General features: G+C 59.0%; 20 protein-coding genes and 1 pseudogene. 15 read left to right on the forward strand and 6 right to left on the reverse strand.

Annotated elements, in window-relative coordinates; translation table 11 throughout:
• Positions 1 to 94: 94 nt before the first annotated feature.
• Positions 95 to 850, reverse strand: coding sequence for an IclR family transcriptional regulator (locus AUC61_RS22675; RefSeq protein ID WP_243248429.1), 756 nt, complete (start codon positions 848 to 850; stop codon positions 95 to 97).
• Between the two features lie 86 nt (positions 851 to 936).
• Here AUC61_RS22675 and AUC61_RS22680 point away from each other — a divergent pair, with 86 nt between their 5' ends.
• The 3 genes from AUC61_RS22680 to AUC61_RS22690 are packed head-to-tail and all read left to right on the forward strand — an operon-like array spanning position 937 to position 4,905.
• The gene (locus AUC61_RS22680; RefSeq protein WP_243248430.1) at positions 937 to 2,466 is read left to right on the forward strand and encodes an MFS transporter; all 1,530 of its coding nucleotides are present in this window, start codon (positions 937 to 939) and stop codon (positions 2,464 to 2,466) included.
• Positions 2,463 to 3,494, forward strand: a complete 1,032-nt coding sequence (locus AUC61_RS22685) for an HlyD family secretion protein (RefSeq protein WP_243248431.1) — start codon at positions 2,463 to 2,465, stop codon at positions 3,492 to 3,494. Before AUC61_RS22680 ends, AUC61_RS22685 begins: the two co-directional genes overlap by 4 nt.
• Before the next feature lies 1 nt (position 3,495).
• Positions 3,496 to 4,905, forward strand: a complete 1,410-nt coding sequence (locus AUC61_RS22690; protein WP_243248432.1) for an efflux transporter outer membrane subunit — start codon at positions 3,496 to 3,498, stop codon at positions 4,903 to 4,905.
• Between the two features lie 210 nt (positions 4,906 to 5,115).
• Here the strand turns inward: AUC61_RS22690 and AUC61_RS22695 are convergent, their stop codons facing one another.
• From AUC61_RS22695 to AUC61_RS22710, 4 genes are all read right to left on the reverse strand, one after another.
• Positions 5,116 to 5,517: an ExbD/TolR family protein gene (locus AUC61_RS22695; protein WP_243248433.1), complete on the reverse strand. Its 402-nt coding sequence runs from the start codon at positions 5,515 to 5,517 to the stop codon at positions 5,116 to 5,118.
• Position 5,518: 1 nt separating this feature from the next.
• Positions 5,519 to 6,244, reverse strand: coding sequence for a MotA/TolQ/ExbB proton channel family protein (locus tag AUC61_RS22700; RefSeq protein WP_243248434.1), 726 nt, complete (start codon positions 6,242 to 6,244; stop codon positions 5,519 to 5,521).
• Positions 6,245 to 6,329: 85 nt separating this feature from the next.
• The gene (locus AUC61_RS22705; RefSeq protein WP_243248435.1) at positions 6,330 to 7,148 is read right to left on the reverse strand and encodes an energy transducer TonB; all 819 of its coding nucleotides are present in this window, start codon (positions 7,146 to 7,148) and stop codon (positions 6,330 to 6,332) included.
• 281 nt (positions 7,149 to 7,429) lie between these two features.
• On the reverse strand, positions 7,430 to 8,476 hold the full coding sequence (locus tag AUC61_RS22710; RefSeq protein ID WP_243248436.1) for a LacI family DNA-binding transcriptional regulator: 1,047 nt from the start codon (positions 8,474 to 8,476) through the stop codon (positions 7,430 to 7,432).
• Between the two features lie 213 nt (positions 8,477 to 8,689).
• Here AUC61_RS22710 and AUC61_RS22715 point away from each other — a divergent pair, with 213 nt between their 5' ends.
• From AUC61_RS22715 to AUC61_RS22735, 5 genes are all read left to right on the forward strand, one after another.
• Positions 8,690 to 10,921, forward strand: a complete 2,232-nt coding sequence (locus AUC61_RS22715; RefSeq protein WP_243248437.1) for a TonB-dependent receptor — start codon at positions 8,690 to 8,692, stop codon at positions 10,919 to 10,921.
• A gap of 356 nt (positions 10,922 to 11,277) precedes the next feature.
• A complete protein-coding gene (locus AUC61_RS22720) occupies positions 11,278 to 12,615 on the forward strand; it encodes an LLM class flavin-dependent oxidoreductase (RefSeq protein WP_243248438.1) in 1,338 nt (445 codons plus the stop codon).
• Positions 12,616 to 13,944, forward strand: a complete 1,329-nt coding sequence (locus AUC61_RS22725) for an alpha/beta hydrolase family protein (RefSeq protein WP_243248439.1) — start codon at positions 12,616 to 12,618, stop codon at positions 13,942 to 13,944.
• Between the two features lie 8 nt (positions 13,945 to 13,952).
• Positions 13,953 to 14,990, forward strand: a complete 1,038-nt coding sequence (gene mgrA / locus AUC61_RS22730; RefSeq protein WP_243248440.1) for an L-glyceraldehyde 3-phosphate reductase — start codon at positions 13,953 to 13,955, stop codon at positions 14,988 to 14,990.
• Between the two features lie 205 nt (positions 14,991 to 15,195).
• A complete protein-coding gene (locus AUC61_RS22735; protein WP_243248441.1) occupies positions 15,196 to 16,122 on the forward strand; it encodes a sulfonate ABC transporter substrate-binding protein in 927 nt (308 codons plus the stop codon).
• A gap of 4 nt (positions 16,123 to 16,126) precedes the next feature.
• Here the strand turns inward: AUC61_RS22735 and AUC61_RS22740 are convergent, their stop codons facing one another.
• Positions 16,127 to 18,226: a TonB-dependent receptor gene (locus tag AUC61_RS22740; RefSeq protein WP_243248442.1), complete on the reverse strand. Its 2,100-nt coding sequence runs from the start codon at positions 18,224 to 18,226 to the stop codon at positions 16,127 to 16,129.
• 312 nt (positions 18,227 to 18,538) lie between these two features.
• Between AUC61_RS22740 and tauA the strand changes: the two genes are divergently transcribed.
• The 7 genes and pseudogenes from tauA to AUC61_RS22775 all read left to right on the forward strand — a co-directional run bounded on the left by tauA (position 18,539) and on the right by AUC61_RS22775 (position 26,021).
• Positions 18,539 to 19,516: a taurine ABC transporter substrate-binding protein gene (gene tauA / locus AUC61_RS22745; protein ID WP_243248443.1), complete on the forward strand. Its 978-nt coding sequence runs from the start codon at positions 18,539 to 18,541 to the stop codon at positions 19,514 to 19,516.
• Positions 19,517 to 19,531: 15 nt separating this feature from the next.
• Positions 19,532 to 20,323: a taurine ABC transporter ATP-binding subunit gene (tauB, locus tag AUC61_RS22750; protein WP_243248444.1), complete on the forward strand. Its 792-nt coding sequence runs from the start codon at positions 19,532 to 19,534 to the stop codon at positions 20,321 to 20,323.
• A complete protein-coding gene (gene tauC, locus AUC61_RS22755; RefSeq protein ID WP_243248445.1) occupies positions 20,320 to 21,156 on the forward strand; it encodes a taurine ABC transporter permease TauC in 837 nt (278 codons plus the stop codon). The genes tauB and tauC overlap by 4 nt, the downstream gene beginning before the upstream one ends.
• Before the next feature lie 144 nt (positions 21,157 to 21,300).
• Positions 21,301 to 22,133: pseudogene (gene tauD, locus AUC61_RS22760) on the forward strand (taurine dioxygenase).
• Positions 22,134 to 22,521: 388 nt separating this feature from the next.
• The gene (locus tag AUC61_RS22765; RefSeq protein ID WP_243248446.1) at positions 22,522 to 23,610 is read left to right on the forward strand and encodes an LLM class flavin-dependent oxidoreductase; all 1,089 of its coding nucleotides are present in this window, start codon (positions 22,522 to 22,524) and stop codon (positions 23,608 to 23,610) included.
• Between the two features lie 78 nt (positions 23,611 to 23,688).
• A complete protein-coding gene (locus AUC61_RS22770) occupies positions 23,689 to 24,657 on the forward strand; it encodes an aliphatic sulfonate ABC transporter substrate-binding protein (RefSeq protein WP_279291154.1) in 969 nt (322 codons plus the stop codon).
• A gap of 368 nt (positions 24,658 to 25,025) precedes the next feature.
• A complete protein-coding gene (locus tag AUC61_RS22775; RefSeq protein WP_243248447.1) occupies positions 25,026 to 26,021 on the forward strand; it encodes an aliphatic sulfonate ABC transporter substrate-binding protein in 996 nt (331 codons plus the stop codon).
• Positions 26,022 to 26,112 lie beyond the last annotated feature (91 nt).

Consider the following 26,112-nt stretch of genomic DNA (forward strand, 5'->3'; position numbering starts at 1 on the left):
TGCCGAAGGCTGCGATGACGGTGTTTCAGGATGATCGCTTTCGCAGCCTTCGGCAGCTCCTACAGGGTCCAGCTCAAGTCTTTGGTAGACGCTCTTATTCGACCCCCCGCAACCCACTCATCAACTCCTCCCGGCACTTGAGCAGCGCTTTCTCGATGCTTTCCCTGGCCTGGGCAATTCGCCAGGCCGGGCCTGCCACGTCAATAGAGTAGAAACCCTGCGGCGTCTGCAGACTCACGGCCACCGACGCCACGCCCTGGGTATGTTCTTCATTGCCGAACGCGATCCCGGTTTGCCGGATCTCATCCAGTTGCTCAAGCAGCAGCGGCAAGGTCAGGGTATTGGCTGTCAGCGGTTTGATCTTGCGGCCGATCAATTTGACCACTGACTCATTGTCCATTCGGGCCAACAAGGCTTTACCGCCGCCAATGCCATAGATGTTGAGGATGCCGCCGGGGCCGGAAGAAACCCTCAGGGAATGGCTCGACACCACGGTGTGCAAGATCAACAGCTCAGCTCCCGCAGCGCTGGACAGTACGATCGTCTCGCCGGTTTCTACCCCCAGCTTTTCAAGGTATGGCCGTGCTTTTTGCACAATGTCTACATGGCTATGAGAAGCCAGACGCATCAACGCCGGGCCTAGGCAAATCCCGCCTCGCCCGTGCACTTCCAGTAACTCCTCCAGCGCCAAAGCGTCCACCAGGCGCTGCACCGTGGAACGAGGCAACTCACAGCGCTTGGCGATTTCCCCAAGGCTCAAGCCGGCAGGCTCTCCTTCGAGGCTGCGCAGGATCGCCGCTGCCCGGGAAATAACCTGCACGCCACCGCGATCTGAATCCGTTGTCGTCATGGACACACCTTGTCATAAGTACCACTGATTGATACAGTGTACCGCCTTGCAGTTAACAACTGAAACACCTCAGCAGGATTTTTTACGTGTCAGCGCCTTCCCCTCCGCCCTCTCCAGCTCCCTTTACGCTCCGTCTGGCACTAGGCCTGGTTGGCGTGCTGATTGCTGCGCTGACCTCGGGGATCAATGACCGCGTCACTGATATCACGCTGGCCGACATTCTAGGCGTGTATGGCCTGGGACACGATGACGGCACATGGGTCAGCTCGGTGTACGCGGCGGCGGAAGTCTCGGCGATGATGCTTGCCCCCTGGTTTGCGGTGACCTTTTCCCTGCGCCGCTTTGCCATTGTCACGACGGTCGCCTTCACCTTTTTCGGCGCCATCATTCCCTTCGCGCCCAATCTGGAAAGCCTGGTGACTCTGCGTCTTTTACAGGGCATTGCGGGCGGTGCTTTACCTCCGTTGCTGATGACGGCAGCACTGCGATTTCTCCCTTGGCATATCAAGCTGTACGGTTTGTCAGCCTACGCATTGACGGCGACTTTCGGCCCCAATCTAGCCATGCCACTGGCTGCACTCTGGACCGAAGGCGTCGACTGGCGAATGGTGTTCTGGCAGATCATCCCTTCCGGGCTAATCGGTGCGGCGCTCATCGCGTATGGACTGCCGCAAGACCCGTTGCGTCTGGAGCGCTTCAGGCAAGCTGACTGGCGCGGAGCATTGCTGGGGGTCAGCGGCGTCTCCATGCTGATCATCGCCCTGACGCAGGGCGAGCGTCTGGACTGGCTCAACTCGCCACTGATCAGCTTTCTGTTACTGGGCGCTGCGGTGTGTCTGCCCGCGTTTCTGATCAACGAATGGTTTCATCCGCTGCCGCTGTTCAAGCTGCAATTGCTCAAGCGTCGCAACTTCAGCTATGGCCTGATCACGTTGTGCCTGTTTCTATTCGTCGGGCTGGCAGGCAGCGCAATTCCAGCGTCTTACCTGACTCAGATCCAAGGCTATCGCCCGCTGCAAACCATGCCGACTGCTTTGATCATCGCCCTGCCGCAACTGCTGATTGCCCCGCTGGTGGCGCTGGTAATCAACCGCAACTGGGTCGATTCGCGCTATGTGATTGCCTTCGGCCTCGGGTTGCTGACCCTCGCCTGTCTTGGCGGCTCGCAGATCACCAGCGAATGGATTCGCGATGACTTCTACCTGCTGCAATTGCTTCACACCTTTGGCCAGCCTTTGGTGGTAGTGCCATTGCTGATGAATGCAACCGGCGTGATTCAACCCCTTGAAGGCCCGTTCGCATCGTCCATGGTCAACACGCTGCGCGGGCTGTTTTCGGTGATTGCCGGGGCTGCGCTGGAAAACTTTGTCACCCATCGTGAGCACTTCCACTCCAACGTCCTGCTGGACGGCGTGGGCACAAGGCTGCAGGGCCTTGAGCCCTTGCACAGCATGCAGAGCACCGCTGCGCTGGCCCGGCAGGTCAAGGAACAAGCCTACGTTTTGAGTTTCAGCGATGCCTTTCTCGCATTGCTGGCCGTCATCGGCGTTTTGCTGGTCATTCTGCTGACCCTGCCCAAGCGCGCCTATCCACCGCAACCTCCGGTACCGTCATGAAACAGCACAGAACCGCCCTCTTCCTGGCCTGCGTCGCCGTCATCGTTTGCGTGGCCTACATCGGCTATCGCCTGATCAGCGGCGGTACCGTGCAACATACCGATGACGCTTATATCCGCGCCGACTCGGTACTGGTTTCGCCACGTCTTTCCGGGCAGATCATCAGGATTGCCGTAGAGGACAATCAGCGGGTCAAAGCCGGTGACTTGCTGGCTGAAATAGACAGCGCTGATTATCGGGTTGCGCAACTGTCGGCCAAAGCCAACGTCGAAGCCGCCTCCGCGCAGATCCAGAACCTGCAGGCCAGCATCGAACGCCAAAAGGCGGTCATTGATCAGACCGCTGCGACCACCCGCGCCACTGCTGCGTCCCTCAAATTTGCCCAGGAAAACGCCAAGCGCTACCTGAACCTCTCCAACGCCGGTGCAGGCACTCAGCAGGAACGTCAGAAAGCAGATGCAGAGTTGCTCGGCTGGCAGGCCGCGCGTGACCGCGATGAAGCCTCGCGAGTCGCCGCCTCGAAAAGCCTGGATGTGCTCAAAGCGCAACTGGAAGTCGCCCGGGCAGCGTTGGCCAAAGACGAAGCGGCTTTGCAACAGGCTGACCTGAACCTGTCCTATACGCGGATCACAGCACCGCAAGACGGCATGATTGGCCAGCGCTCGGTACGCGTCGGCGCCTATGTTTCGCAAGGCCAGGCGCTGATGGCCGTGGTGCCATTGCAGGACGCCTTCGTGGTGGCCAACTTTCGCGAAACCCAGCTCGCTCACATGCAGCCGCAGCAGAAAGTCGAACTGACGGTGGATAGCTTCCCCGACCATCCATTCAGCGGCTACATCGACAGCATTGCCCCGGCAACCGGCGTCTCGTTCTCGCCCATTGCGCCGGATAACGCGACGGGTAACTTCACTAAAGTGACCCAGCGTCTGCCAGTGAAAATCAGGTTCGATGCCGATCAGCCGGATCTGCAGAAGCTGCGGATCGGTATGTCGGTCGTGGCGCGTATCGACACCGCGCAGGAGCACTGATATGAAGCGCTGCCTGCTGTTTGCCGCCATGCTCAGCCTGGGTGCCTGCTCGGTCGGCCCCGACTTTCAGCGCCCACAAGCGCAGTTGCCAGAGACCTGGCAAAACACCTTGCGCCCCGGTACAGCTCCTGGCAGCCCGGCTGACAGCCAGTGGTGGCAGCAATTGGGTGACCCACAACTGACTGCACTGGTTGAGCGTGCCGCCAAGGCCAATCTGGATGTCCGCGCAGCGAGTAATCGGCTTGAGCAAAGCCGGGTGATGCGTCAGGTCACCGGCAGTCAGCAACTGCCCGGCGTTGCGGCCAATGGCAGCTATCGCCGGGCGCGTAACAGCGCTGAAGGCTTGAATGATCCTTCCGGCGAACAGGGTCAGGCGCCGTTTGAATTGTGGAGCAGTACGCTGGATGCCAGTTGGGAACTTGATCTTTGGGGCCATGTACGGCGCAACGTCGAAGCGGCCGATGCGCAGATCGAGCTGACCCAGGCTCAACGTGACGGCGTGCTGTTGAGCATCGCTGCCGAAACGGCCACCGACTACATTCGCCTGCGCGGCGTCCAGGCCAAGCTCGGGGTCGCGCGGCAGAACCTGGAGATCGCCAGACAAAGCCGACAGTTGACTCAGGCACGCTTCGACAATGGCGTGACCACCAATCTTGATACCTCCAACGCGGCTGCGCAGGTGGCGACCATCGAGGCTGTCATCCCGACGCTGGGTGCCGAACAGGATCGCCTGATCAACGCCCTGAGTTATTTGCTCGCCGAACCACCGCGTGCATTGAGCGCTGAACTGCTCGAACCGAAAAGCATTCCTCATCCGGCACCTGACGTACCGCTGGGCCTGCCCTCGGAACTGGCTCAGCGGCGCCCGGATATTCAACAAAGCGAGGCGGCACTGCATCGGGCAACGGCGGCAATTGGCGTTGCGCAAGCGGATTTCTATCCACGCATCAGCCTTGGCGCCAGCTTCGGCACACAAGCGCTGGACGGCTCGGATGTCGGCGCGTGGAGCGCTCGCCAATGGACCTACGGCCCGAGCCTGTACCTGCCGATTTTCCAGGGCGGACGCCTGACCGGCACCCTGGAATTGCGCAAGCGTCAGGAACAGGAGGCCGCGCTGAATTATCAGCAAGTGGTGCTGGGCGCCTGGCATGAAGTCGATAACGCCATGACCGACTACGCAGCCGAGAAACAAAAGCACACTGCCCTGCAGGAAGCCGTCAGCCAGAACAACATCGCGCTGAGCACTGCGCGCGATCGCTACACCCAAGGCGCAGCAGACTTCATTAACGTGCTGAATGTGCAACGTGCGTTGCTGGATACCCAAAGTGCGCTGGTGGATAGCTCGACGGCGGCCGCCATTGACCGGATCAGGCTATACCGCGCACTGGGTGGTGGTTGGCCAAAGGGGTGAAACACTATGGACGAGTGTTCACATAACTGTGGGAGCTGGGCTTGCCCGCGATAGGTCTGGGCGCGATCTAAATTGAACCGTATCCAGCCTTATCGCGAGCAAGCTCGGCTCCCACAGGGATAGGCGTAATCCCCATAAAAAAACAGGCTGCCCTCATGCCAAAGGAACAGCCTGTAAAAACAACGAAGTTTTTGAATAGCTTTCAGTCAGTCACTTGGCGGTGATCACCGACAATTTGGTAATCCCCGCCCGCTCGATGGACGCCATGGCGCGCGCCACTTCGCCGTAGTTCACCCCGTTGTCGGCCTGCAATTGCACGCGTACGTCAGGTGCTTTTTCCCTGGCGGCCTTTAGGTTGGTTTCCAACAGGTCCGGCTGGATTTCATCCTTGTTGATGAACAGCTTGCCCTGCCCGTCGATGCTCACCACCAAAGGATCTTTCTGTTCCACCGGGGCGACCGATTCGGTCTTTGGCAGGTTGATCGGGATCGAGTTGGTCAGTAGCGGCGCAGTCACAATGAACACCACCAGCAGCACCAGCATCACGTCTACCAGCGGCGTGACGTTGATCTCACTCAGCACTTCATCGCTGTCTTGTGTGGAGAAAGCCATCTCAGGACGCCTCCTGCACTTTATGGCCAACAGCAGGTGCACCATGCTTGTTCAGCACCGGGTGCAAGAGCACGCGGAACGAGTTCTTCTGGGCCAGGCTGTAGAAGTCGTGAGCGAAGTCGTCCAGATCAGCGGCAGTCAGTTTCAGGCGACGCAGAAAGTAGTTGTAAACCAGCACCGCAGGGACGGCGACCGCGATCCCGACACCGGTAGCGACCAGTGCAGCACCAATAGGGCCAGCAACGGTTTCAAGGCTCGCCGAGCCCGCAGCGCTGATGCCTTTCAACGCCGACATGATGCCCCAGACCGTCCCGAACAGACCGATAAACGGCGAGGTGCTGCCGATACTGGCAACTACCGCAAGACCGGTTTCCAGCGAACGGCGTTCGCGGACGATTTGCTGACGCAGGGCACGCTCCAGACGGTCCTGATGATTGATCGCCTGACTCAGGTCAGTGGCTTGCGCGCCCTCCGGCACCTGAATCGCGGCATAACCGGCCAACGCCACACGAGCGGCAGCGCCCGGTTGTTCCTGAGCCAGTTGAGCGGCGGAATCAAGGCTCGATGCGGCCCAGAATTGCTTGTGGAATTTGCGATCCTGATTTTTCAGGCGGGTGAACTGCACGCCCTTGAGCAGGGCCAGGCCCCAGGTCGCAACGGAAAACAGGACCAGCAGCCAGATGACGGCGTGCTCGACGGATTCGAAAGGGGAAGCAAGTAGGTTCATGGCACGGCTCTCTCTGAACAAGGCATGTGTGGTGTAGCGATGCGCCTTTTGTTCAGGTAGCTCGCAGAGTCAAAACGAATGGACGTTAACGAATTTTGAAATCGATGGGCACGCTGACCCAACCATCCTGGGCGACATCACCCTGCTTGGCGGGTACAAAACTCCAGCGCTTCACTGCTGCCAGGGCCGCGTCGTCGAGCTGATCGCGTCCGCTGCTTTTTTGCAGTTGAATCTCACCCGGTTTGCCGCTGGCCAGTACATGCACGCGCAGCAACACCGTCCCTTCCCAGCCGCGACGCATGGCCAAAGCCGGGTATTCCGGGGCCGGGTTTTTCAGGTAACCGGCGTTGGCAGATGCAGGCGTTACTGGTTTCGGTGCGGGTGGCGTTGGCGGCGCAGGTGCTGCGACCGGTTGTGGCGGTGCCGGTGGTGCTGGCGGTTGTTCAACGGGTTTGGCGATCGGCTTAGGCACAGGCTTGACGACTGGCTTGGGCTTTGGAATCGGCTTTGGCGGTGGGGGTTTGACCGCGAGTTCGTCTTCCACGGGCGGTGGTGGTTCCTCGATCACAGGCTGCACGATTGGTTCGGGCGGCGGTGGCGGAGCCTCAACAACCGGCGGCGCAGGTTGAGAAAACTCGATGGTCATCGGTGGGACTTCGGGTGGTGCTACCGGCAGCGGTGCAGGTGGGTTCTGGTTGACCCAGTAAATAACCGCACCGTGCAACACCAAGGCGAATACGCCCAGCAATACGGCCTCACGACGGCTCAAAATCCGTTTCGGCGTGCTGTGTAGACGCGACAGCGCCAAGGGACCGCGATAGATGCGCCCCAGATCAAGCAACTCGCCACTCGGTGCCGGACGCCACAGCACATCAAGTGCGCTGGCGCTTTGGACATTGCCCATTGTGTGCTCCTGCAAAACCTACAAATGAAAAGCCCGAGGCAGAGCGGCTAGCTCTGCGACGACGCCTAGGTTAAATAATCCACGAGAGGATATATTTCTTAAAAGAATATTTTCTCAGATGGTTATTCTTTAATTGCATAACATCCGATTTCAATTTGCGAATGCTGACCTGTGGGAGCTGGGCTTGCCCGCGATAAGGCTGGACGCGATTTAAAGTGAACCGAGCCCAGCCTTATCGCGAGCAAGCTCTGCTCCCACAGGGAAAATACCCCAGCTCGGAATCACGTACTCTCCCGCTCGATCACTTCACAATTGAGCAGATTCAAGCGCTGCAACTCGCCTTCCAGTTCGATTACCCCAAGGCTCTGCAATAACCGCGTAGCGGCCAGCACGCCGATTTCCAGCGCCGGTGGTTTGATGGTGCTCAGACTTGGCAACAGCATCTCGGCGAAGGCGTAATCACCAAACCCCAGCACCGCACAATCCTGCGGAATACTTATCCCGGCGCGCTGCCCCGCCAGCAAACCACCCGCCGCCAGGTTGTCGTTGGCGAAGACGATGGCATCGGGCTTTTCAGCCGCGCTCATCAAGGCCTGCATGGCCTGTTTCCCCGCTTCGAACGGCGCTCGATCCGGATCCGGCGCAAACAGGATCGGCGTCAGCCCCAGCTCGATCAGCGCCGCCGCGCAGCCGTCACGACGCTCGATAGCACTGAAGTCGCCCGGTGCGCTGTTCTGCACAAAAGCAATCCGTCGGTAACCCTTGCCGTGCAGGTAGCGCGCTGCCGTGACACCCACTTCGTAGTGGGAAAAACCGATCTGAATCGGCGCCCGATCCGGTTGGTAATCCCAGGTTTCCACCAGTGGAATATCCGTGTCGGCGAGCATCTTCTCGGTACCTGCGCTGTGAAAATGACTGGTCACCACCAGCGCCGCAGGCGACCAGCCGAGAAAGGCACGAACAGCGCTCTCCTCCTGCTCCGCCGAGAAGTAACTCGACGCCAGCAGCAGCTGATAGCCATGACGCGTAAGCGTGTCACTGAAACCCTGAATGGTATTGGCAAAGATCGGCCCGGAAATGTTGGGCACCACCATGCCGACAATCCGTCCCCGCGCCGATGCCAGACCACCCGCCACCAGATTGGGCACATAACCCAGTTCGGCCACTGCGGTCGCAATACGCTCGCGGTGCTCATCCGACACCTGATCCGGCTGATTGAAATAACGCGAGACCGTCATCGTCGAAACACCCACGTGTTTAGCCACCGTATCCAGCGTGATGCGCCCTGCCCCACGACGTTTGCGCGGCGGACTTTTTTGATCGCTCAAGGCTGATGCCCTTCTAACAAAAAGGAATATAAAAGTAATTTTTGAGTATTGGACGATCTATCTCGTACTTCCTGATACTGGCGATGTTAGCGCTAACGGAATGATCTTGTCAGCTACTCGCTTGAGCGAATGCCGCGGAACAGCCAACGCCTACATCAGGAGCAGTGACCGAAGAGTCACGGCAGTCAGGGCATCTTTCAAGCGAGCATCGACATGCAACACACTTATGGGGACATCATCAAACCGGCCCGTCTTGCACAAGCCATCGCGGCAGCACTGGCACTGACTTCGCTGCAGGGCCTCGCCGCCGACAGCAACACAACCACTACGAACGAAGGCCAGACCGCGACGTTGCAAGCCGTGACCGTGACAGCTACTCGTCGCGAAGAATCGCTGCAGAAAGTACCGGTGGCGGTCTCTGTGGTTGAAGGCGAACAACTGGAACGCGACAACCGTAACGGCGTATCCAGCATCGTCCAGCAGATCCCCAGCCTGAACTTCCGGACCGGCGCCTCGAACAAGGACACCTCGTTGTTCGTTCGTGGCGTGGGTACTATTTCCACCTCGCCAGGTGTCGAGCCGACGGTAGCGACCGTTGTCGACGGCGTGGTTTACGCAAGGCCTGGTCAGGCGACGCTGGACTTGCTCGACCTGGAGCGCATTGAAGTGCTGCGCGGTCCGCAAGGCACACTGTTTGGCAAGAACGCTTCGGCGGGCGTGCTCAACGTGATCAGCAAGGCGCCGACCGAAGAAACCCATGGTTACATCGATCAGTCGTACTACAGCGGCAACGAGAGCCGTACGCGTTTCGGCATTGGCGGCAGCCTGATCCCGGATACCCTCAAAGCCTCCATCACGACGCTGTTCGGCAGCTACGACGGCAACGTCGATAACAAAGCCAATGGCCAGGAAGTCAACGGATACAACCGCAAGGGCGCACGCGGCAAGCTGGAGTTCACCCCCAACGATGACGTGAAACTGACCGTCATCGCCGACTACATGCAAGCCCACGATGACGCACCGAACGGCGTGGTCAGTTCAGCGCTGACCCCGGCCTTTGCCGGTGCATTGGCGCCTGCCGCTGCCAGTAATCACAACCGCGATATCGTCAGCGATTACCGCAGCCACGTGGAAGACATCAACAAAGGTCTGTCTGCGCAACTGGACTGGAATCTGGGCGATTACACCCTGACGTCGATTACCGCCTGGCGCGGCTGGAACAACACTCAATGGCAGGACGGCGATCGCCTGGCGAACATCACGGCGGCATTCCCCGGTACTGAAGACAAGGGCGACCTGGACTTCAATCAGTACTCGCAGGAACTGCGTCTGGCCTCGCCAAAAGGTCAGTTTCTGGAATACGTCGGCGGCCTGTATTACATGCACGGCAAGGATGAAGAAACCTATCGCCGCACGCTGGTCACGCCAACCGCCAGTGCCGTGGGTGTAGCGGACTACAGCACCACCAGCGACAGCTATTCGGTGTTTGGCGAAAGCACCCTGAACTTCACCCCGGACTTTCGCGGGATCGCCGGCTTGCGCTGGACCCACGACGAGCTGGAATACGATCACCGCCGGGTCTCGACCTCGGCCACTCAAGTGGCGGGCATCAATCCCGCGACCAGCAGCTCCGGATCGGTGGATGAAGATGGCTGGTCCGGACGCCTGGGCCTGCAATATGACCTGACCGATAACGTCATGACCTACCTGACCTATTCGCGCGGCTACAAAGGCCCGGCTTACAACGTGTTCTTCAACATGCAGCCGCGAGACACCGACGCGCTCAAACCGGAGACTTCCAACACCTGGGAACTGGGCGTCAAAGCCACCAGCTGGAACAACCGTCTGATCACCAACGTTGCGGTATTCCACAGCGACTACGACAACTATCAGGCGAACTTCTTCGATACCGTCGCGGGTAGCGTCGTAACGCGATTGATCAACGCGGGCAGCGTTTCCACCGAAGGTGTCGAGGCCGATTTTGCCTTGCAGGCCACGCAGAACCTGAAGTTTTCCGGCGCAGTGGCCTACACCAGAGCGCGCATCGACACCTTCGCCTGCCCGGCGGGCGCGGCCGCATCCTGCAACGTGGACGGCAAAACCCTGCCCTTCTCGCCTGACTGGAAAAGCTACGTGCGGGCCGATTACAGCATCCCGCTGGAAAACGGTCTGGATGTAGAACTGGGCACCGATTACAGCTGGCAAAGCGAAGTGCAGTACGACATCAGTCAGAACCCGGACACCAAACAAGGCGCCTACGGCATCTGGAACGCCAGCGTCGCACTCGCCGACTACAGCAACGGCTGGCGCGTCGCGTTACTGGCCAAGAACCTGGCCGACAAATCCTACTCACCCGGCCTGGCCACCGGCGGCAACTACATCACCCGCGCCGTACCGCGTGATGACGAGCGCTATTTTGGTGTGCAGTTGCGTAAGGATTTTTGATGCATAGCAGTTGGAGGTACTCGGCATCCCTGACACCACGCTGCCGCGCAGTAAACACAGACCTGTAGGAGTGAGCTTGCTCGCGATTCGATTTCCTGGTCGACGCATTTATCGTATGAACGGACGCCATCGCGAGCAAGCTCACTCCTACAGAAACCTCATTTCAAATCAGATTGTCATGTTGACAGGAGGTAGCTCGGCGCCCCTGACACCACGCTGTCGCTAAGTAAACGGGAACCTGTAGGAGCGCACGAGCACCGCGAGGCCGCGAAGGCGGTGTATCAGACAGACCGCCATCGCTGCCTCGCGGTGCTCGTGAGCTCCTACAAAAGATCTGATTCAACAAGGAACAACACATGAGCAACACACCTCGCCAACTCAAGCTCGGCGCCTTTCTCATGGCCACCGGGCACCATGTAGCGGCTTGGCGTCACCAGGATGTGCCGGCCAACGCCGGGCTGGATTTCAAGCATTACAAACATCTGGCCCAAGTGGCCGAAGCAGCAAAGTTCGACGCGCTGTTCGTCGCTGACAGCGTCGCCGCAGCAACAGGCCCCAGCGCCAGTCACATGGCACGCTCCGATCATTTTGAACCGCTGACCCTGATGTCAGCGCTCAGCGCAGTCACCGAACACATCGGTCTGATCTGCACTGCCACCACCAGTTACAACGAGCCGTACCACGTGGCGCGCAAGTTTGCTTCGCTGGATCACCTGTCTGGCGGGCGTGCTGGCTGGAATCTGGTGACCTCCGACGCTGCCGCCGAAGCGCAAAACTTCGGCCGCGAAGAACACATCGGTCACGCTGAACGCTATAGCCGCGCTCGGGAGTTCCACAAGGTCGTGACCGGTCTGTGGGACAGTTGGGAAGACGACGCCTTTGTGCGCGACAAAGCCAGCGGCGAGTATTACGACCCGGCCAAACTGCATGTGCTGGATCACCAGGGCGAACACTTCCGGGTCAAAGGCCCACTGAACGTGGCCCGCTCGCCTCAGGGCCAGCCGGTCATCGTTCAGGCAGGCTCTTCGGAAGTCGGCCGTGACCTGGCAGCTGAAACCGCCGAAGTGGTGTTCACTGCGCAAACGTCACTGGCCAATGCCCAAGCGTTTTATGCTGACATCAAAGGCCGCATGACACGCTTCGACCGTGACCCCGAAAGCCTGAAAGTGATGCCCGGCGTGCTCGTCGTGGTCGGCGACAGCGAAGCCTTGGCCCGGGAAAAATTCGAAGCGTTTCAGGAGTTGGTAGAACCACAAGTCGGCGTGGCCTTGCTCGGCCGAATGCTGGGCAATTTCGACCTGTCCGGTTACGCCCTCGACGAACCGTTGCCGCCGTTGCCACTGACTGACAGCGGCCAGCAGAGCCGCCAGAAACTGCTGACCCAGCTGTCCCGGGATGAGAACCTGACCCTTGCCCAACTGGGCCGCCGCATTGCCGGAGGTCGCGGACACTACAGCCTGATCGGGACGCCAACGCAAATCGCCGATGAACTGCAAGCCTGGTTCGAAGAAAGCGCTGCCGATGGCTTTAATGTGCTGGTACCGCATCTGCCCGGCGGTCTTGAGGACGTGGCTCATTACGTCGTGCCTGAGCTACAGCGCCGTGGCCTGTTTCGTACCGGGTACACCGGCAGCACGCTGCGGGAGAACCTTGGCCTGCAACGGCCACGTCATCGTTTTGCCGGAGGATTCTAAGTGAGCTGCAACCCCTTGAGAGTCGCCAGCCTGCTGTTGGTATGGAGCCTGTCGTGCAGCGCGTTTGCGCTGAATGGCGATCCACGCCCGGATGCACCGGAACTGGCCGCACGCGGGGCTTATCAGGTGGGTGTGCGAACCATTGACGTGATCCATCGCGATCAACTCAACATCCTCGCGGCTACCAGTACCGACAGTAACCCGCGTTACGACCGTCCACTGCGTCTGGAAGTCTGGTATCCGGCGCAGTTGAAAGCTGGCCAGGCCGAGCTCGGCACTTACACCGATGTGCTCGGCGCAGGCGCCAGCAACCCGGCTCGGCCCAACACCGCGTTCACGTTCGAAGGCCGTGCCGTACGCGATGCGCAGCCGCTAAAAGACAAGAAGTTTCCGCTGGTGATTGTGTCCCATGGGTATCCGGGCTCACGCTTGCAGATGAGTTACCTGACCGAGTTCCTCGCCTCTCACGGCTATACAGTCGTCGCAATCGATCACACGGAATCAACCCGCGCCGACAAGGCCGGTTTTGCCAGCACATTGCTCAACCGTCCCTTGGACATTCTGTTCGTGCTGGACCAGATCACTGACTGGGCGAAGTCAGGCAGTGGCAGTCCGCTGGCTGGAAAAATAGACACCCGCCACACCGCCCTGCTCGGCTATTCCATGGGCGGCTATGGCGTACTGAATGCAGCAGGCGTTGGCACCAGCGCGGTGGCATCACGCTTTGTGGCAGGTACTGCACTACAGGCCAGACAAGCGGGTAACCCCGACTTCGAAGCGGTCCGAGACGCACGCATCAAAGCACTGATCGCTTTCGCACCCTGGGGCGGACAGCAAGGTCTGCTGGATGAGAAAGGGTTGGCAGGACTGCGCGTACCCAGCCTGTTCATCGCGGGCGATCAGGATGATGTCGCCGGTTATGCTGACGGCGTCAGACGCCTGGCAGAAGGCGCTAAAAACGCTGACCGCTACCTGCTCGTCTACGAAAATGCCCGCCACAACATTGCGCCTAATCCGCCCCCTGCGGCGGCGAGCAGCCATCCCGATGATTTTTCCGCCTATGCTGAGCCGGTCTGGGACAGCAGCCGGATCAACAACATCAATCAGCACTTTGTTCTGGCCTTTCTCGATCAGCACCTCAAAAGCCTAGACCGTCAGCCCTGGTTGACCCTGGTACCACGGGCCGCCGACGGCAAATGGTCGACGGACGAAACCGGACGTGAAAAACCTGATCACAGCTATTGGAAAGGCTTCAAGAATCGCAGCGCTCTGGGCCTGGAGTTTTATCACTGGCCAGCGCAAACGACCCCGTCTTCGACTACCGAATGAGAGCCACAATGACTTATACCGCTGCCGAAAACCGCTACGAAAAAATCCCCTATCGCCGCACTGGCCGCAGTGGGTTGGTACTGCCCGCGTTATCGCTGGGTCTTTGGCACAACTTTGGCGACAGTACGCCGATCGACACCCAGCGCGCCATGCTGCGCACGGCATTCGATCTGGGCATCAATCATTTCGACCTGGCCAACAATTACGGCCCGCCCTATGGCAGCGCCGAGAGTAACTTCGGCAAGCTGTTGCGCGAGGACTTCAAGCAGTATCGCGATGAGCTGATCATCTCCACCAAAGCCGGTTGGGACATGTGGCCTGGCCCCTATGGTCAGGGTGGCGGCTCGCGTAAATACGTGCTGGCCAGCCTCGATCAGAGCCTGCAGCGCATGGGTCTTGACTACGTGGACATTTTCTACTCACACCGCTTCGATCCGGACACACCACTGGAGGAAACTGCCAGCGCCCTGGCGACTGCCGTGCAGCAAGGCAAAGCGCTGTACATCGGTATTTCTTCCTACTCAGGCAGCAAAACCCGTGAAATAGCCGCGCTGCTGAAAGAGTGGAAGGTGCCGCTGTTGATTCACCAACCGGCCTACAACCTGCTCAATCGCTGGGTCGAGAAGGACCTGCTGGACACCACCGATGAACTGGGCGCAGGGGTCATCGTCTTCACTGCATTGGCTCAGGGTTTACTGACCGACAAATACCTCAACGGCGTGCCGCAGGATGCCCGGGTCAATCGTCCGGGGGGCGGTTCGTTGCAGGCCTCACATTTGTCCGAAGCCAACATCGCTCACGTTCGCGCCTTGAACGAAATCGCCAGGCGTCGCGGCCAGAGCCTGGCGCAAATGGCCCTGGCCTGGACCCTGCGTGACCCACGCGTGACCTCGGCGTTGATTGGTGCGAGCCGTCCGGAGCAAATCATCGAGAACGTCGAAGCGCTGAAAAACCTCGACTTCAGCCCGGAAGAACTGGCCGAAATCGACCGCTTCGCCCAGGAAGGCGGTATCAACCTGTGGGAGAAACCGTCGTTGGCGGAGTGAAATCCAAAGCCAACAAATGCAATTCCACTGTGGAATGCAACCTCCCTTGTGGGAGCGGTGCTTGCCCGCGATAAACGATAACGCGGTATGTCGTCAATGCGCGTCTCATGTATCGTCGGAATGCCGCCCAGACCAAGCACCGCTCCCACAAAGGGATCTTCATTAGCCTGACGATTTATTTGCAGTCAGAGATAAGCGAGCAAAAATGAAATCCATCGCACTACTCGCAGGTCTGATCGGCCTGGCATCGGCACAATCAGCCTTGGCAGAAGACCCTCAAACCCTGCGCGTCGGTTACCAGAAAGGCTCCATCGCCCTGGTGATCGCCAAGGAAAAAGGCCTGCTGGAAAAACGCTTCGCTGACACCAAAATCCAGTGGATCGAATTCCCCGCCGGTCCGCAAATGTTGGAAGCGTTGAACATCGGCGCGCTGGATTTGGGTTCCACCGGCGATATCCCGCCACTATTCGCTCAGGCGGCCGGAGCAGACCTGGTTTACGTCGGCGCCGAGCCTGCCAAGCCCGCCGCAGAAACCATCCTGGTGCGTAAGGACAGCCCGCTGCAAAGCGTCGCCGACCTGAAGGGCAAGAAAGTCGCCTTCCAGAAAGGCTCAAGTTCCAACAACGTATTGCTGCGAGCGCTGAACAAGGCCGGCTTGAGCTTCAAGGATATCCAGCCGATCTACCTCACCCCTGCCGACGCCCGTGCCGCCTTTGAACAAGGCAGCGTCGATGCCTGGGCGATCTGGGACCCTTATGCCTCACTGGCCCTGATCGAAGGGCACAGTCGTCTGCTGGCCGATGGCACGGGGTTAGGTTTGTCTGGCCCGATCTACAGCGCACGTCGCGACTACGCCAATCAACACCCGGACTTTATTCACGCCGTGCTTGCAGAACTCACTGCTGCCGAAGCGCTGACACGCAGCCAGCGCCAACAGAGTATCGACATCCTCACCGGCTCAATGGGCCTGCCGGAAGCAGTGATCACCCGCTACCTGGATAACCGGCCACCGTCGCCAATCCTGCCGGTGGACGCAAAAATCCTGGCCGCTCAGCAGGCGACGGCCGACCTCTTCTTCGAGAACAAATTGCTCCCGAAAAAGATCAACGTCGAACAGGCGGTGTGGAAATAACCCGTCAGAAACTATACGTACCGGTTACCACCAGATTGCGCGGCGCACCGGGCTGGATCTGCGCGGCACTGGTCGCCGACGAGTAATAGGTCTGATCAGTGATGTTGTTCAGCGCAGCGCGCAGATCCCAGTCCTTCTGACGGAACCCGGCCAACGCATCCCAACGCCCGTAACCTGGCAGCACAGTAGTGTTCAGGTTGTCGGCGTAGCGCTGGCCCACCAAGGTCATACCGGTTTCTGCATACCAGCCCATCTCGGGTTTCCAGGTCAGGAACAGACTGCCGTTACGCTTGGCAACGTTACTGATGCGATTGCCTTCAAAGCCGTTGTTGTCTTTCACTACGGTCGCGTCCTGCACACCGACACCACCGCGTATATACCAGTTGCCGACGATCTTGCCGGTGCCCGTCAGCTCAATACCGCGAGAACGCTGCAAACCGCTGAGCAGGGTCACTGTCGGATTATTCGGGTCACTGGTACGACGGTTGTAAAGCTCCAGCTCGTAGATTGCGAATGTCGTGCTGAAGCGATCATCCAGCCAGTCGCTCTTGACGCCGATTTCCTTCTGCTTGGTCAGCTCCGGGCTCAGGTCGTTGGTGTTGCCTGCTGCGCCTGGAGTAATGCCAATCAGGCCGCCGCCGACAGGCGAAAACGTTTTGGTCCAGGAAGCGTAAAACGAATGATCTTCCAGCGGCGTCCAGACCAGGCCGACTCTCGGGCTGGTGCTATGACTGTCACGCTCCTCGGTCAAGCCTCGAAGGCGGTTGGTCGACTCGATATCGAAGGTGTCGTAACGCAGCCCTGCCAGTACCTGCCATTGATCATTCAGGCGCAACTGATCCTGCACATACAGGCCACGACTCTCCACCTCAGTGTGATTGTCGCTCGATACCTGCATACGTCCCGTGTGACGCAAATCGCGGTTGGGAGAGTACAGGTCCAAAGACGGCACAGCAGAGAAGCCAGCTCCTGATGTCGCCGCCGTGTAAAGCTTTGGATCCCGACGCTGGCTGCCTGTCTCCACGCCGGTCAGCAGACGGTGTTCCAGGCCAAACGTTTCCAGCGCACCTTCCAGCTCAAGGTTATTGAATACATTGCGAGTGGTCAGGTCCTGCTGCCAATGCTGGCGCGTGACCCTGTTAGTGGCCGGGATGAAACCGGTCAGGTAGGTGTTATCAAAATCGCTGTCGAGCTTGAACACGCCCAGAGTGTGCCGAAGCTGCCAACTGTCATTGAGTTCGTAGCTGAGCCTGGAGCGCAGCGATTGCGACTTGTCGTCGATGTAGTCGTGCTCGCTGCCATAGGCGGTATCGCGGCCCACATCCGCAGGGCGCCCGCCGATGCCGGGAATGCCACGATCTGGGGTACGGTTGTAGCGACTGTATTCGTACTGCACCAGCCAGTTCAGATCTGGAGTCAGTTGCCAGCTCATGGACGGCGCGAACAACTGACGGTTGCCGCTGACGCCGTCGCGAAAACTGTTCTGATCCATGTTGCCCATGTTCAGCCGCAGGCTGATCGTGTCATTCGGATCGGTGCTCAGGTCTGCGTAAAGGCTGCGCAAATCATCGCTGCCGCCCTGCGCTTCAATGCTTGAGCGGCGTCCGGCTTGCGGCTGTTTACTGACCCGGTTGACGATCCCGCCCTGACTACCACGCCCGTAGAGCACGGCGGCAGGCCCCTTGAGGATTTCGATGCTTTCAATGTTGTGCAAATCGCGCACGTACTGACTGTCATCGCGGATGCCGTCGAGATAGAAGTCGTTGCTCGCATCAAAACCACGGATGCGCAAGCTATCAAAACGCGTATCGGCACCACTGCTGACGTTGGGAATACCGCTCAAGGCGCTGCCCAGATCGTTGGTCCCGTAACTCGCGACACTGTTGGTTTTCACCGAATCAATAGCCTGAGGTACATAGCGTACGGGAGTGGCAGTACGCGTCGCGGTGCTGCTTTCCTTGACGCGTGGATCGTCGTTTTCAGCTTCGGTTTCGGCATCGATGGAGGTTTCAGGCAAAACCGCGGTAGCTGCAAAGCTGCCACCCGCGGTCAGAATTGAGCACAAACCGAGGGCAGCAGGCGTAAAACGCAAAAGAACAGACATCTGGAGCGCATCCAAAGGAGAGATTGAATTTGGCGCGAATAGTAGTGATTACCATTAACTTGCGTTAGCTATTCTCAAAAAGTTCCGGCGATAGATTGTGTCAAATTGTGTCAGTCTCGTTACAACCCTTTAACCAGAGCGTTCCCCCAATAAAACCGGTGGATTGAGGGCCGGCGTCACCGACAACTGTTTTGCAATCCACGCGAGCTTCGCTCATAAGCTAATTCTAAAAGGTTATTTATTTAGATTTTCTTAGATCATTTAGTCTCCAGCCTCAGCCAGTCCCCGGCCAGCCTGATTCGGAGCTTCATGATGAAACTGCACTTCCCTCTTCGCCTTCTGGTGGCACTGTCGTTGACTGGCGCTTCGTATCTGGCTCAAGCAGCCGACTTTACCGTCGCCTACCAGACCACCGTCGACCCGGCCAAAGTCGCCCAGGCGGATAACGCATACGAAAAAGCCACTGACTCGAAAATCTCCTGGCGCAAATTCGAAAACGGTGCCGATGTGATCACCGCCATCGCCTCCGGTGATGTGCAAATCGGTTACCTCGGTTCGAGCCCTTTTACCGCCGCCGCCACTCGCAAGCTGCCGGTTGAAACCTTCTTGATCGCCACTCAGATCGGAGCCGCTGAAGCGCTGGTGGCGCGCAATGGTTCAGGGATCAATTCACCGCAGGATCTGATCGGCAAGAAAATCGCCGTGCCATTCGTTTCCACGGGTCACTACAGCCTGCTGGCCGCGTTGAAACACTGGAACATCGATCCGTCGAAAGTCACCATTCTTAACCTCGCACCACCGGCCATTGCCGCCGCCTGGAAGCGCGGTGATATCGACGCCACCTACGTATGGGACCCGGCCCTGGGTGTCGCCAAGGAAAACGGCAAAGTGCTGATCACTTCCGGGGAGCTGGCCAAGGTCGGCGCACCAACCTTTGATGCCTGGATCGTGCGCAAGGACTTCGCCGACAAGCACCCTGAAATCGTCAAATCCTTCGCCAAAGTCACCCTCGACGCCTACGCCGACTACCGAAAGGACCCAGCCGCCTGGCTGGCAAAATCCAGCAACGTCGACAAGCTGGTGAAGCTGTCCGGCGCCAAAACCTCGGACATCCCGGGCCTGCTGCAAGGCAACGTCTACCCGCTGGCCGCAGATCAGAGCGCACTGCTCGGTGCGCCAACCATCGATGCTGTGACCAAGACCGCTGCGTTCCTCAAGGAGCAAGGCAAGGTCGATGCGGTACTGGCTGATTACGCACCCTACGTCAGCGATAAATTCATCACCCAATAAGCGGAGTTTCAGCCCATGGCTTTGCTCAAACTGGAGCGCATCAGCGCACAGTATCCCGGCGCGACCGAACCGGTGCTGGCGGACATTTCCCTCAGCCTCGGCCCTCGGCAATTGCTGGTGGCACTGGGTCCCTCGGGGAGCGGCAAAACCTCCCTGCTCAATCTGATTGCCGGTTTCGTACCGCCCAGTGCTGGCAACATCAGCCTGGACGGTGTGACGGTCAATGGCCCGGGCGCAGAACGTGGCGTGGTGTTCCAGGACGATGCATTACTGCCCTGGCAGGACGTGTTGAGCAACGTCGCGTTTGGCCTGCAACTGGCGGGTGTACCGCGCGATCGGCGTGAGGCCAAAGCCAGGGAAATGCTCGCACTGGTCGACCTGACCGGTTTCGACCAACGCAAGATCTGGCAGCTGTCCGGTGGCCAGAGGCAGCGTGTTGGCCTGGCTCGCGCACTGGCGGCGGATCCACGTGTACTGCTAATGGATGAACCTTTCGGCGCACTGGATGCATTCACCCGCGAACAGATGCAGGAGTTGCTGCTGCAAGTCTGGCAGCGTACTGCCAAGCCGGTGTTCCTGATCACCCACGACATTGAAGAAGCCGTGTTTCTCGCCACCGACCTGATTCTGTTGGCGCCAAATCCGGGACACATCGCCGAACGCCTGCAACTGGATTTCGGGCAGCGTTATGCCGCCGGAGAGTCGGCCCGCTCGATCAAGTCTGACCCGCGCTTTATCGACACCCGGGAACATGTATTGACCAGCGTCTTTTCCCAGCGCGGCGTCTCTCGGGAGCAGTACGCATGAGCAGCTACGAATTGCCGGGCAGCACGACCGCCGCCCCTGAAACTATCCCCGCCCCTGTGCGCTGGAAACTGAGCACGCGTGCAATCAGCGTGTTGACACTGGTGGTGCTGTTGGCAGCGTGGTGGGCAGTGACTGCCGCAGAACTTATCGAACCGCTGTTCCTGCCACCGCCCTCTGCGGTGCTGGAAAAAGCCTGGCTGCTGATGACCAGCGGCTACATGGATTCCACCCTCTGGCAGCACCTCGGGGCGAGTTTGCAGCGCATCGGTCTGGCACTGTTTTTTGCCGTACTCACGGCCATTCCGGTGGGTATCGCCATCGGCCACAACCGCATCGCGCGAGGTATTTTCGACCCGATGATCGAGTTCTACCGCCCTATCCCGCCGCTGGCTTATTTGCCGCTGATCGTGATCTGGTGTGGCATCGGCGAGTTCTCCAAAGTGCTGTTGATCTACCTGGCGATTTTCGCCCCCATCGCTATCTCCACCGCGACCGGCGTGCGCACCGTTGACCCGACGAAATTGCGTGCTGCGCAATCGTTGGGTGCCACTCGCTGGCAGTTGATTCGCCACGTGATCCTGCCCAGTGCCCTGCCCGAAATCCTCACTGGCGTGCGCATCGGGCTGGGCGTCGGCTGGTCGACGCTGGTGGCTGCAGAACTGATCGCGGCGACCAGCGGTTTGGGCTTCATGGTTCAGTCAGCGGCGCAGTTTCTGGTCACGGATGTGGTGGTGCTGGGAATCCTCGTCATCGCCCTGATCGCCTTCGCCATGGAGATGGGTTTGCGAGCCCTGCAGCGCAAGTTGGTGCCGTGGCATGGGCAGAGTCATTGAGATCCAAAGCGACAATGATGCTCTGTGTGGGAGCGGTGCTTGCCCGCGATAAGGCTGGACGCGGTTCACTTTAGATCGCGTCGCTCTTATCGCGGGCAAGCACCGCTCCCACATTAGATCTGCGCACCAACTCGGACACCAATCATGACCATCCAAATCTCACCCCTAAGCCCTGCCCTCGGCGCACAGATCAGCGGCATTGATCTGAGCCAGGAGCTGACCCACGAACAGCGCCAGGCCATCGAACAAGCGCTGCTGAAACACCAGGTGCTGTTCTTTCGCAATCAGCCACTGACACCCAAACAACAGGCGCGGTTTGCCGCCGGTTTTGGCGAACTGCACGTGCACCCGATCTACCCGAATGTGCCAGAGCAACCCGAGGTATTGATCCTCGATACGGCGGTTACCGACGTACGCGATAACGCGATCTGGCACACCGACGTGACGTTCCTGCCGACTCCGGCGCTGGGTGCCGTGCTCAGTGCAAAACAACTGCCGGAATACGGCGGGGACACGTTGTGGGCCAGCGGCATCGCGGCCTATGAAGCGTTGTCACTGCCCCTGAAAACGCTACTCGAAGGGCTGACCGCGACGCATGATTTCACCCGCTCGTTTCCACTGACACGCTTCGGCACTACACCGGAAGACATCGCCCGCTGGGAACAGACCCGCCGTCAGTACCCGCCGATTTCGCATCCAGTGATCCGCACGCACCCGGTAAGTGGTCGCAAGTCACTGTTCGTCAACGATGGCTTCACGTCGCGCCTCAACGAGCTGAGCGAGGCGGAAAGTGCAGCGCTTCTGGCGTTTTTGTTCAGCCACGCGACCCGCCGGAGTTCACCATTCGCTGGCGCTGGCAGGCCGATGATGTGGCGTTCTGGGACAACCGCGTCACCCAGCATTACGCAGTGGACGACTACCGGCCGCAACGCAGAGTCATGCATCGGGCGACGATCCTGGGCGACGTACCGGTTTGAAAATTTGAGCGTCAGGCTACAGAAACGCCTTTCCTGCAGGAGCTCACCGAGGTTACGAGGCCAGCGATGGCGGAGTGTCAGACAAATCGCTATCGCTGGCCTCGTAACCTCGGTGAGCTCCTGCAGGTCCAATATTTGTTAAGCGAAGGCGCGGTGCCATTCCCACCTGAACGCCGTCCGGGCCAATACTCAGCGGCCGCATTCGTGATAATAAATCCTCATTAACCAGAATAATACACATGCAATATTTTTATAATAACCTTAGGTCAAAATAGAATTTCACAGCTCACTTCTATAGCCATATGTTGCAGGTACGGATTCAGTTTTCGGGATAACCCAACCCGGAGCCTCCCCCCCTATACGTTATGAATACAAGAAGGAGCTGTTCATGAGCATCGAATTCATCGGCTACATCGCCACCCAGCCCGGCTCGGAAATCCACCCGCGCAGCGGCCCTACTATCCAGCCCGAGTACGTGGCGAAAGTTGCCAAGGCCCATGAAGATGCTGGTTTTGACCGCGCGTTGGTGGCTTACCACTCCAACAGCCCGGACAGTGCTTTTGTTGCAGCCCACGCGTCCAGCATCACGACGAAACTCAAATTCCTGATCGCTCACCGACCTGGGTTCATTTCGCCGACCGTGGCGGCGCGTCAGTTTGCGACGCTCGATGTATTCAACGGCGGGCGCACCGCGATCCACATCATTACCGGTGGTGACGACAAGGAACTGCGCGCCGACGGCAGCCATATTGGCAAGGACGAGCGTTACGCGCGTACCGATGAATACCTGGGCGTTGTGCGTCAGGAATGGACCAGCGAAAAACCTTTTGATCACAAAGGCGAGTACTACCAGTTTGAAGGCGCGCACTCGCTGGTGAAGTCCCCGCAACAGCCGCACATCCCGGTATATTTCGGCGGCTCTTCGCCTGCGGCCATCGCCGTCGCAGGCAAGCACGCCGATGTATACGCGCTGTGGGGCGAGACTTACGAGCAGGTTCGCGCAGTCGTCAAGGAAGTCCGCGCCGAAGCAGCCAAGCATGGTCGGACGGTGCGCTTCAGCCTGTCCCTTCGCCCTATCCTGGCGGAAACCGAAGAGAAAGCCTGGGCCCGTGCCGACAGCATTCTGGAACGCGCCAAAGCCATCGCCGAAGGGAATGGCTTTGTGCGTCGCGAGCCGCCAAACGAAGGCTCTCGCCGCCTCCTGGCCGCTGCATCTCAAGGCTCGCGTCTAGACAAACGCTTGTGGACAGGCATAGCCGGATTGCTGGGCGCGCAGGGCAACTCGACGTCACTGGTCGGCACGCCAGAGCAGGTCGCCGAGGCACTGCTCGATTACTACGACCTGGGTATCACCACCTTCCTGATTCGCGGTTTTGATCCGCTGGACGACGCTATCGACTACGGCAAGAAACTCATTCCGCTGACCCGTGAACTGGTGGCCAAGCGCGAGCGTGAGGCTCAGGAAAAAGTCGCCTGATGACGCTGCAAAACTTCCAGAGGGCGCAATAGCGCCCTCTTCTTCGTCTGCAAATACTTATCCATCTTCGAGAGTGCCATGTCGAAACCGCTATTGAATATTCGCCTGCGTCGCCCGCTGCTTGCAGGCCTGGCCATCGCCGCCGCATGGACGCTGATGCTGCCAGCCCAGGCTCGGGAAACCGTGCGCATCGGTTATCAGAAATCCTCGACGCTGATCACCGTACTGAAAACCCAAGGCACGCTGGAGAAAGCCCTGAACGATGCCAACATCGACGTCAGCTGGCATGAATTCCCCAGCGGATTGCCGTTACTGGAGTCGTTGAACATCGGCAACGTCGACATCAGCGCAGATGTCGCCGATACCGTGCCGATCTTTGCTCAGGCGGCTCAGGCCCGGCTGACCTACTTCGCCGAAGAAACCCCGTCGCCCTCTGCGCAGGCCATCGTGGTGCCCAAGGATTCGCCTATCAAGGAACTGGCCGATCTGAAGGGCAAGAAAGTCGCCGTGACCAAAGCAGCCGGCACGCATTACTTGCTGATCGCAGCCTTGGCCAAGGGCGGTCTGAAGTTCTCTGACATCCAGCCTGCTTATCTGACACCTGCTGATGGGCGTGCTGCGTTCGAAAACAACAAGGTTGACGCCTGGGTGACCTGGGAACCTTTCCTGACCAGCGTGCAGCGCCAGTTGCCCACCCGCACTCTGGCGGACGGCACGGGCCTGGCCAGTTACAAGCGCTATTACCTGACCAGCACGCCTTACGCCAAGGCCCATCCGGAGGTGCTCAAGCTGGTGTTCGATCAGTTGCAGAAAGCCGGCCACTGGGTCAAAGGCAACCCCAAAGAAGCCGCTGCCCTGCTCGGCCCGCTGTGGGGCAACCTTGATCCGGCCACCGTTGAAATCGCCAACAGCCACCGCACGTATGAAGTGCGTCCGGTGAAAGCGGATCAACTCGGCGAACAACAGAAAATCGCCGACGCGTTCTTTGCTGCAGGCTTGCTGCCCAAAGCGGTGGATGCCAAAGACGTGGAAATCTGGAAGCCTTAAATACCAAACTCATGCAGGAGCAGTGCTTGTGTGGGAGCGGTGCTTGCCCGCGATAAACGATAACGCGGTGTGTCTTATGACCGCGTCTCATGCATCGCGGGCAAGCACCGCTCCCACAGGTCCTACGCCAGCCCATAGATTTTCGATGGTCCGCCTGACAACTGTTGCCCCAGCAACAGTCGCTCAACAGACTGTTTCCCCACCGACAGCAAAACCTTGTCCCGCCCCTTCCCAGCCCCCGTATTTCAACTCCCGGCCATTTGGCACAGAGCCTGCAATATTCCTTTTAAGCAGGAAAGCAATAAGCCTACTGCCATTTTTGTGAATAAGAAAAATCTCTGATATCGCCTTGCCTGGAGCTGTTCCAAATGAACGCTAAAACCCTGTTGTCCTTTACTCGCGTAAAGCTGTTGATCGGCGCCGGTGTGCTGGCTCTGGGCATGAATCCCTTGGCCTTCGCAGCAGAAACCGCCCCGGCGGAAGTGAAGCTGGATTACGCCTATTACTCGCCAGTAAGCCTGGTGCTCAAGCATTTCGGCTGGCTGGAAAAGGCCCTGCCGGATAGCAAAGTGGGTTGGGTGTTAAGTCAGGGCAGTAATCGCTCGCTTGAATACCTGAACAGCGGCGGCGTGGATTTCGCCTCCTCGGCCAGCCTGGCAGCAGTACTCAGCCGCGCCAACGGCAGCCCGATCAAGTCGGTGTATGTCTATAGCCGCGCCGAATGGACCGCATTGCTGGTGCGCAAGGACTCACCGTACAAAACCATCGCCGATCTTAAAGGCAAGAAAATCGCCGCCACCAAGGGCACTGATCCGTATCTGTTCACCTTGCGCGCCCTGCAACAGGCAGGTCTGAAAAAAGACGACGTGGAACTGGTGCACTTGCAGCATCCGGATGGCCGCACCGCATTGGAGAAAGGTGATGTCGACGCGTGGGCCGGCCTTGATCCACACATGGCTGCCAGCGAAGTCCAGGCCGGTTCGCGCCTGCTGTATCGCAACAAGGACTTCAACAGCTACGGTGTGCTGAGCGTTACCGAGAAATTTGCCAAGGAACATCCGCAGACCATCGAAACGGTGCTGAGCGCTTACGAAAAAGCCCGTGAATGGTCGGTCAAGCACCCGGATGAACTGGCCGAATTGCTGGCCAAGGAATCCGGCCTGCCGCTGGACGTTGCCAAGCTGCAACTGACCCGCACCGACCTGAGCACTCCGCAATTGAGCGGCAAGGACGTCGCGTCTTCCAAGGGTGCAGCGCCAATTCTGGTGTCTGAAGAACTGGTTCGCCGTGGTGTGAATGTTGACCAGGTAATTGATCAACTGATCGATCCGGGTTTCAGCAAGACCTTGACGGCGAGTCAGTAAAACCCAGAGCTGCTTCATTCCCCCTTGTGGGAGCCGGGCTTGCCCGCGATAAAGCTGCACGCGATTCACTTTAGATCGCGTCCAGCCTTAT

The sequence above is a fragment of the Pseudomonas maioricensis genome (assembly GCF_022790535.1).
Lineage (GTDB): Bacteria > Pseudomonadota > Gammaproteobacteria > Pseudomonadales > Pseudomonadaceae > Aquipseudomonas > Aquipseudomonas maioricensis.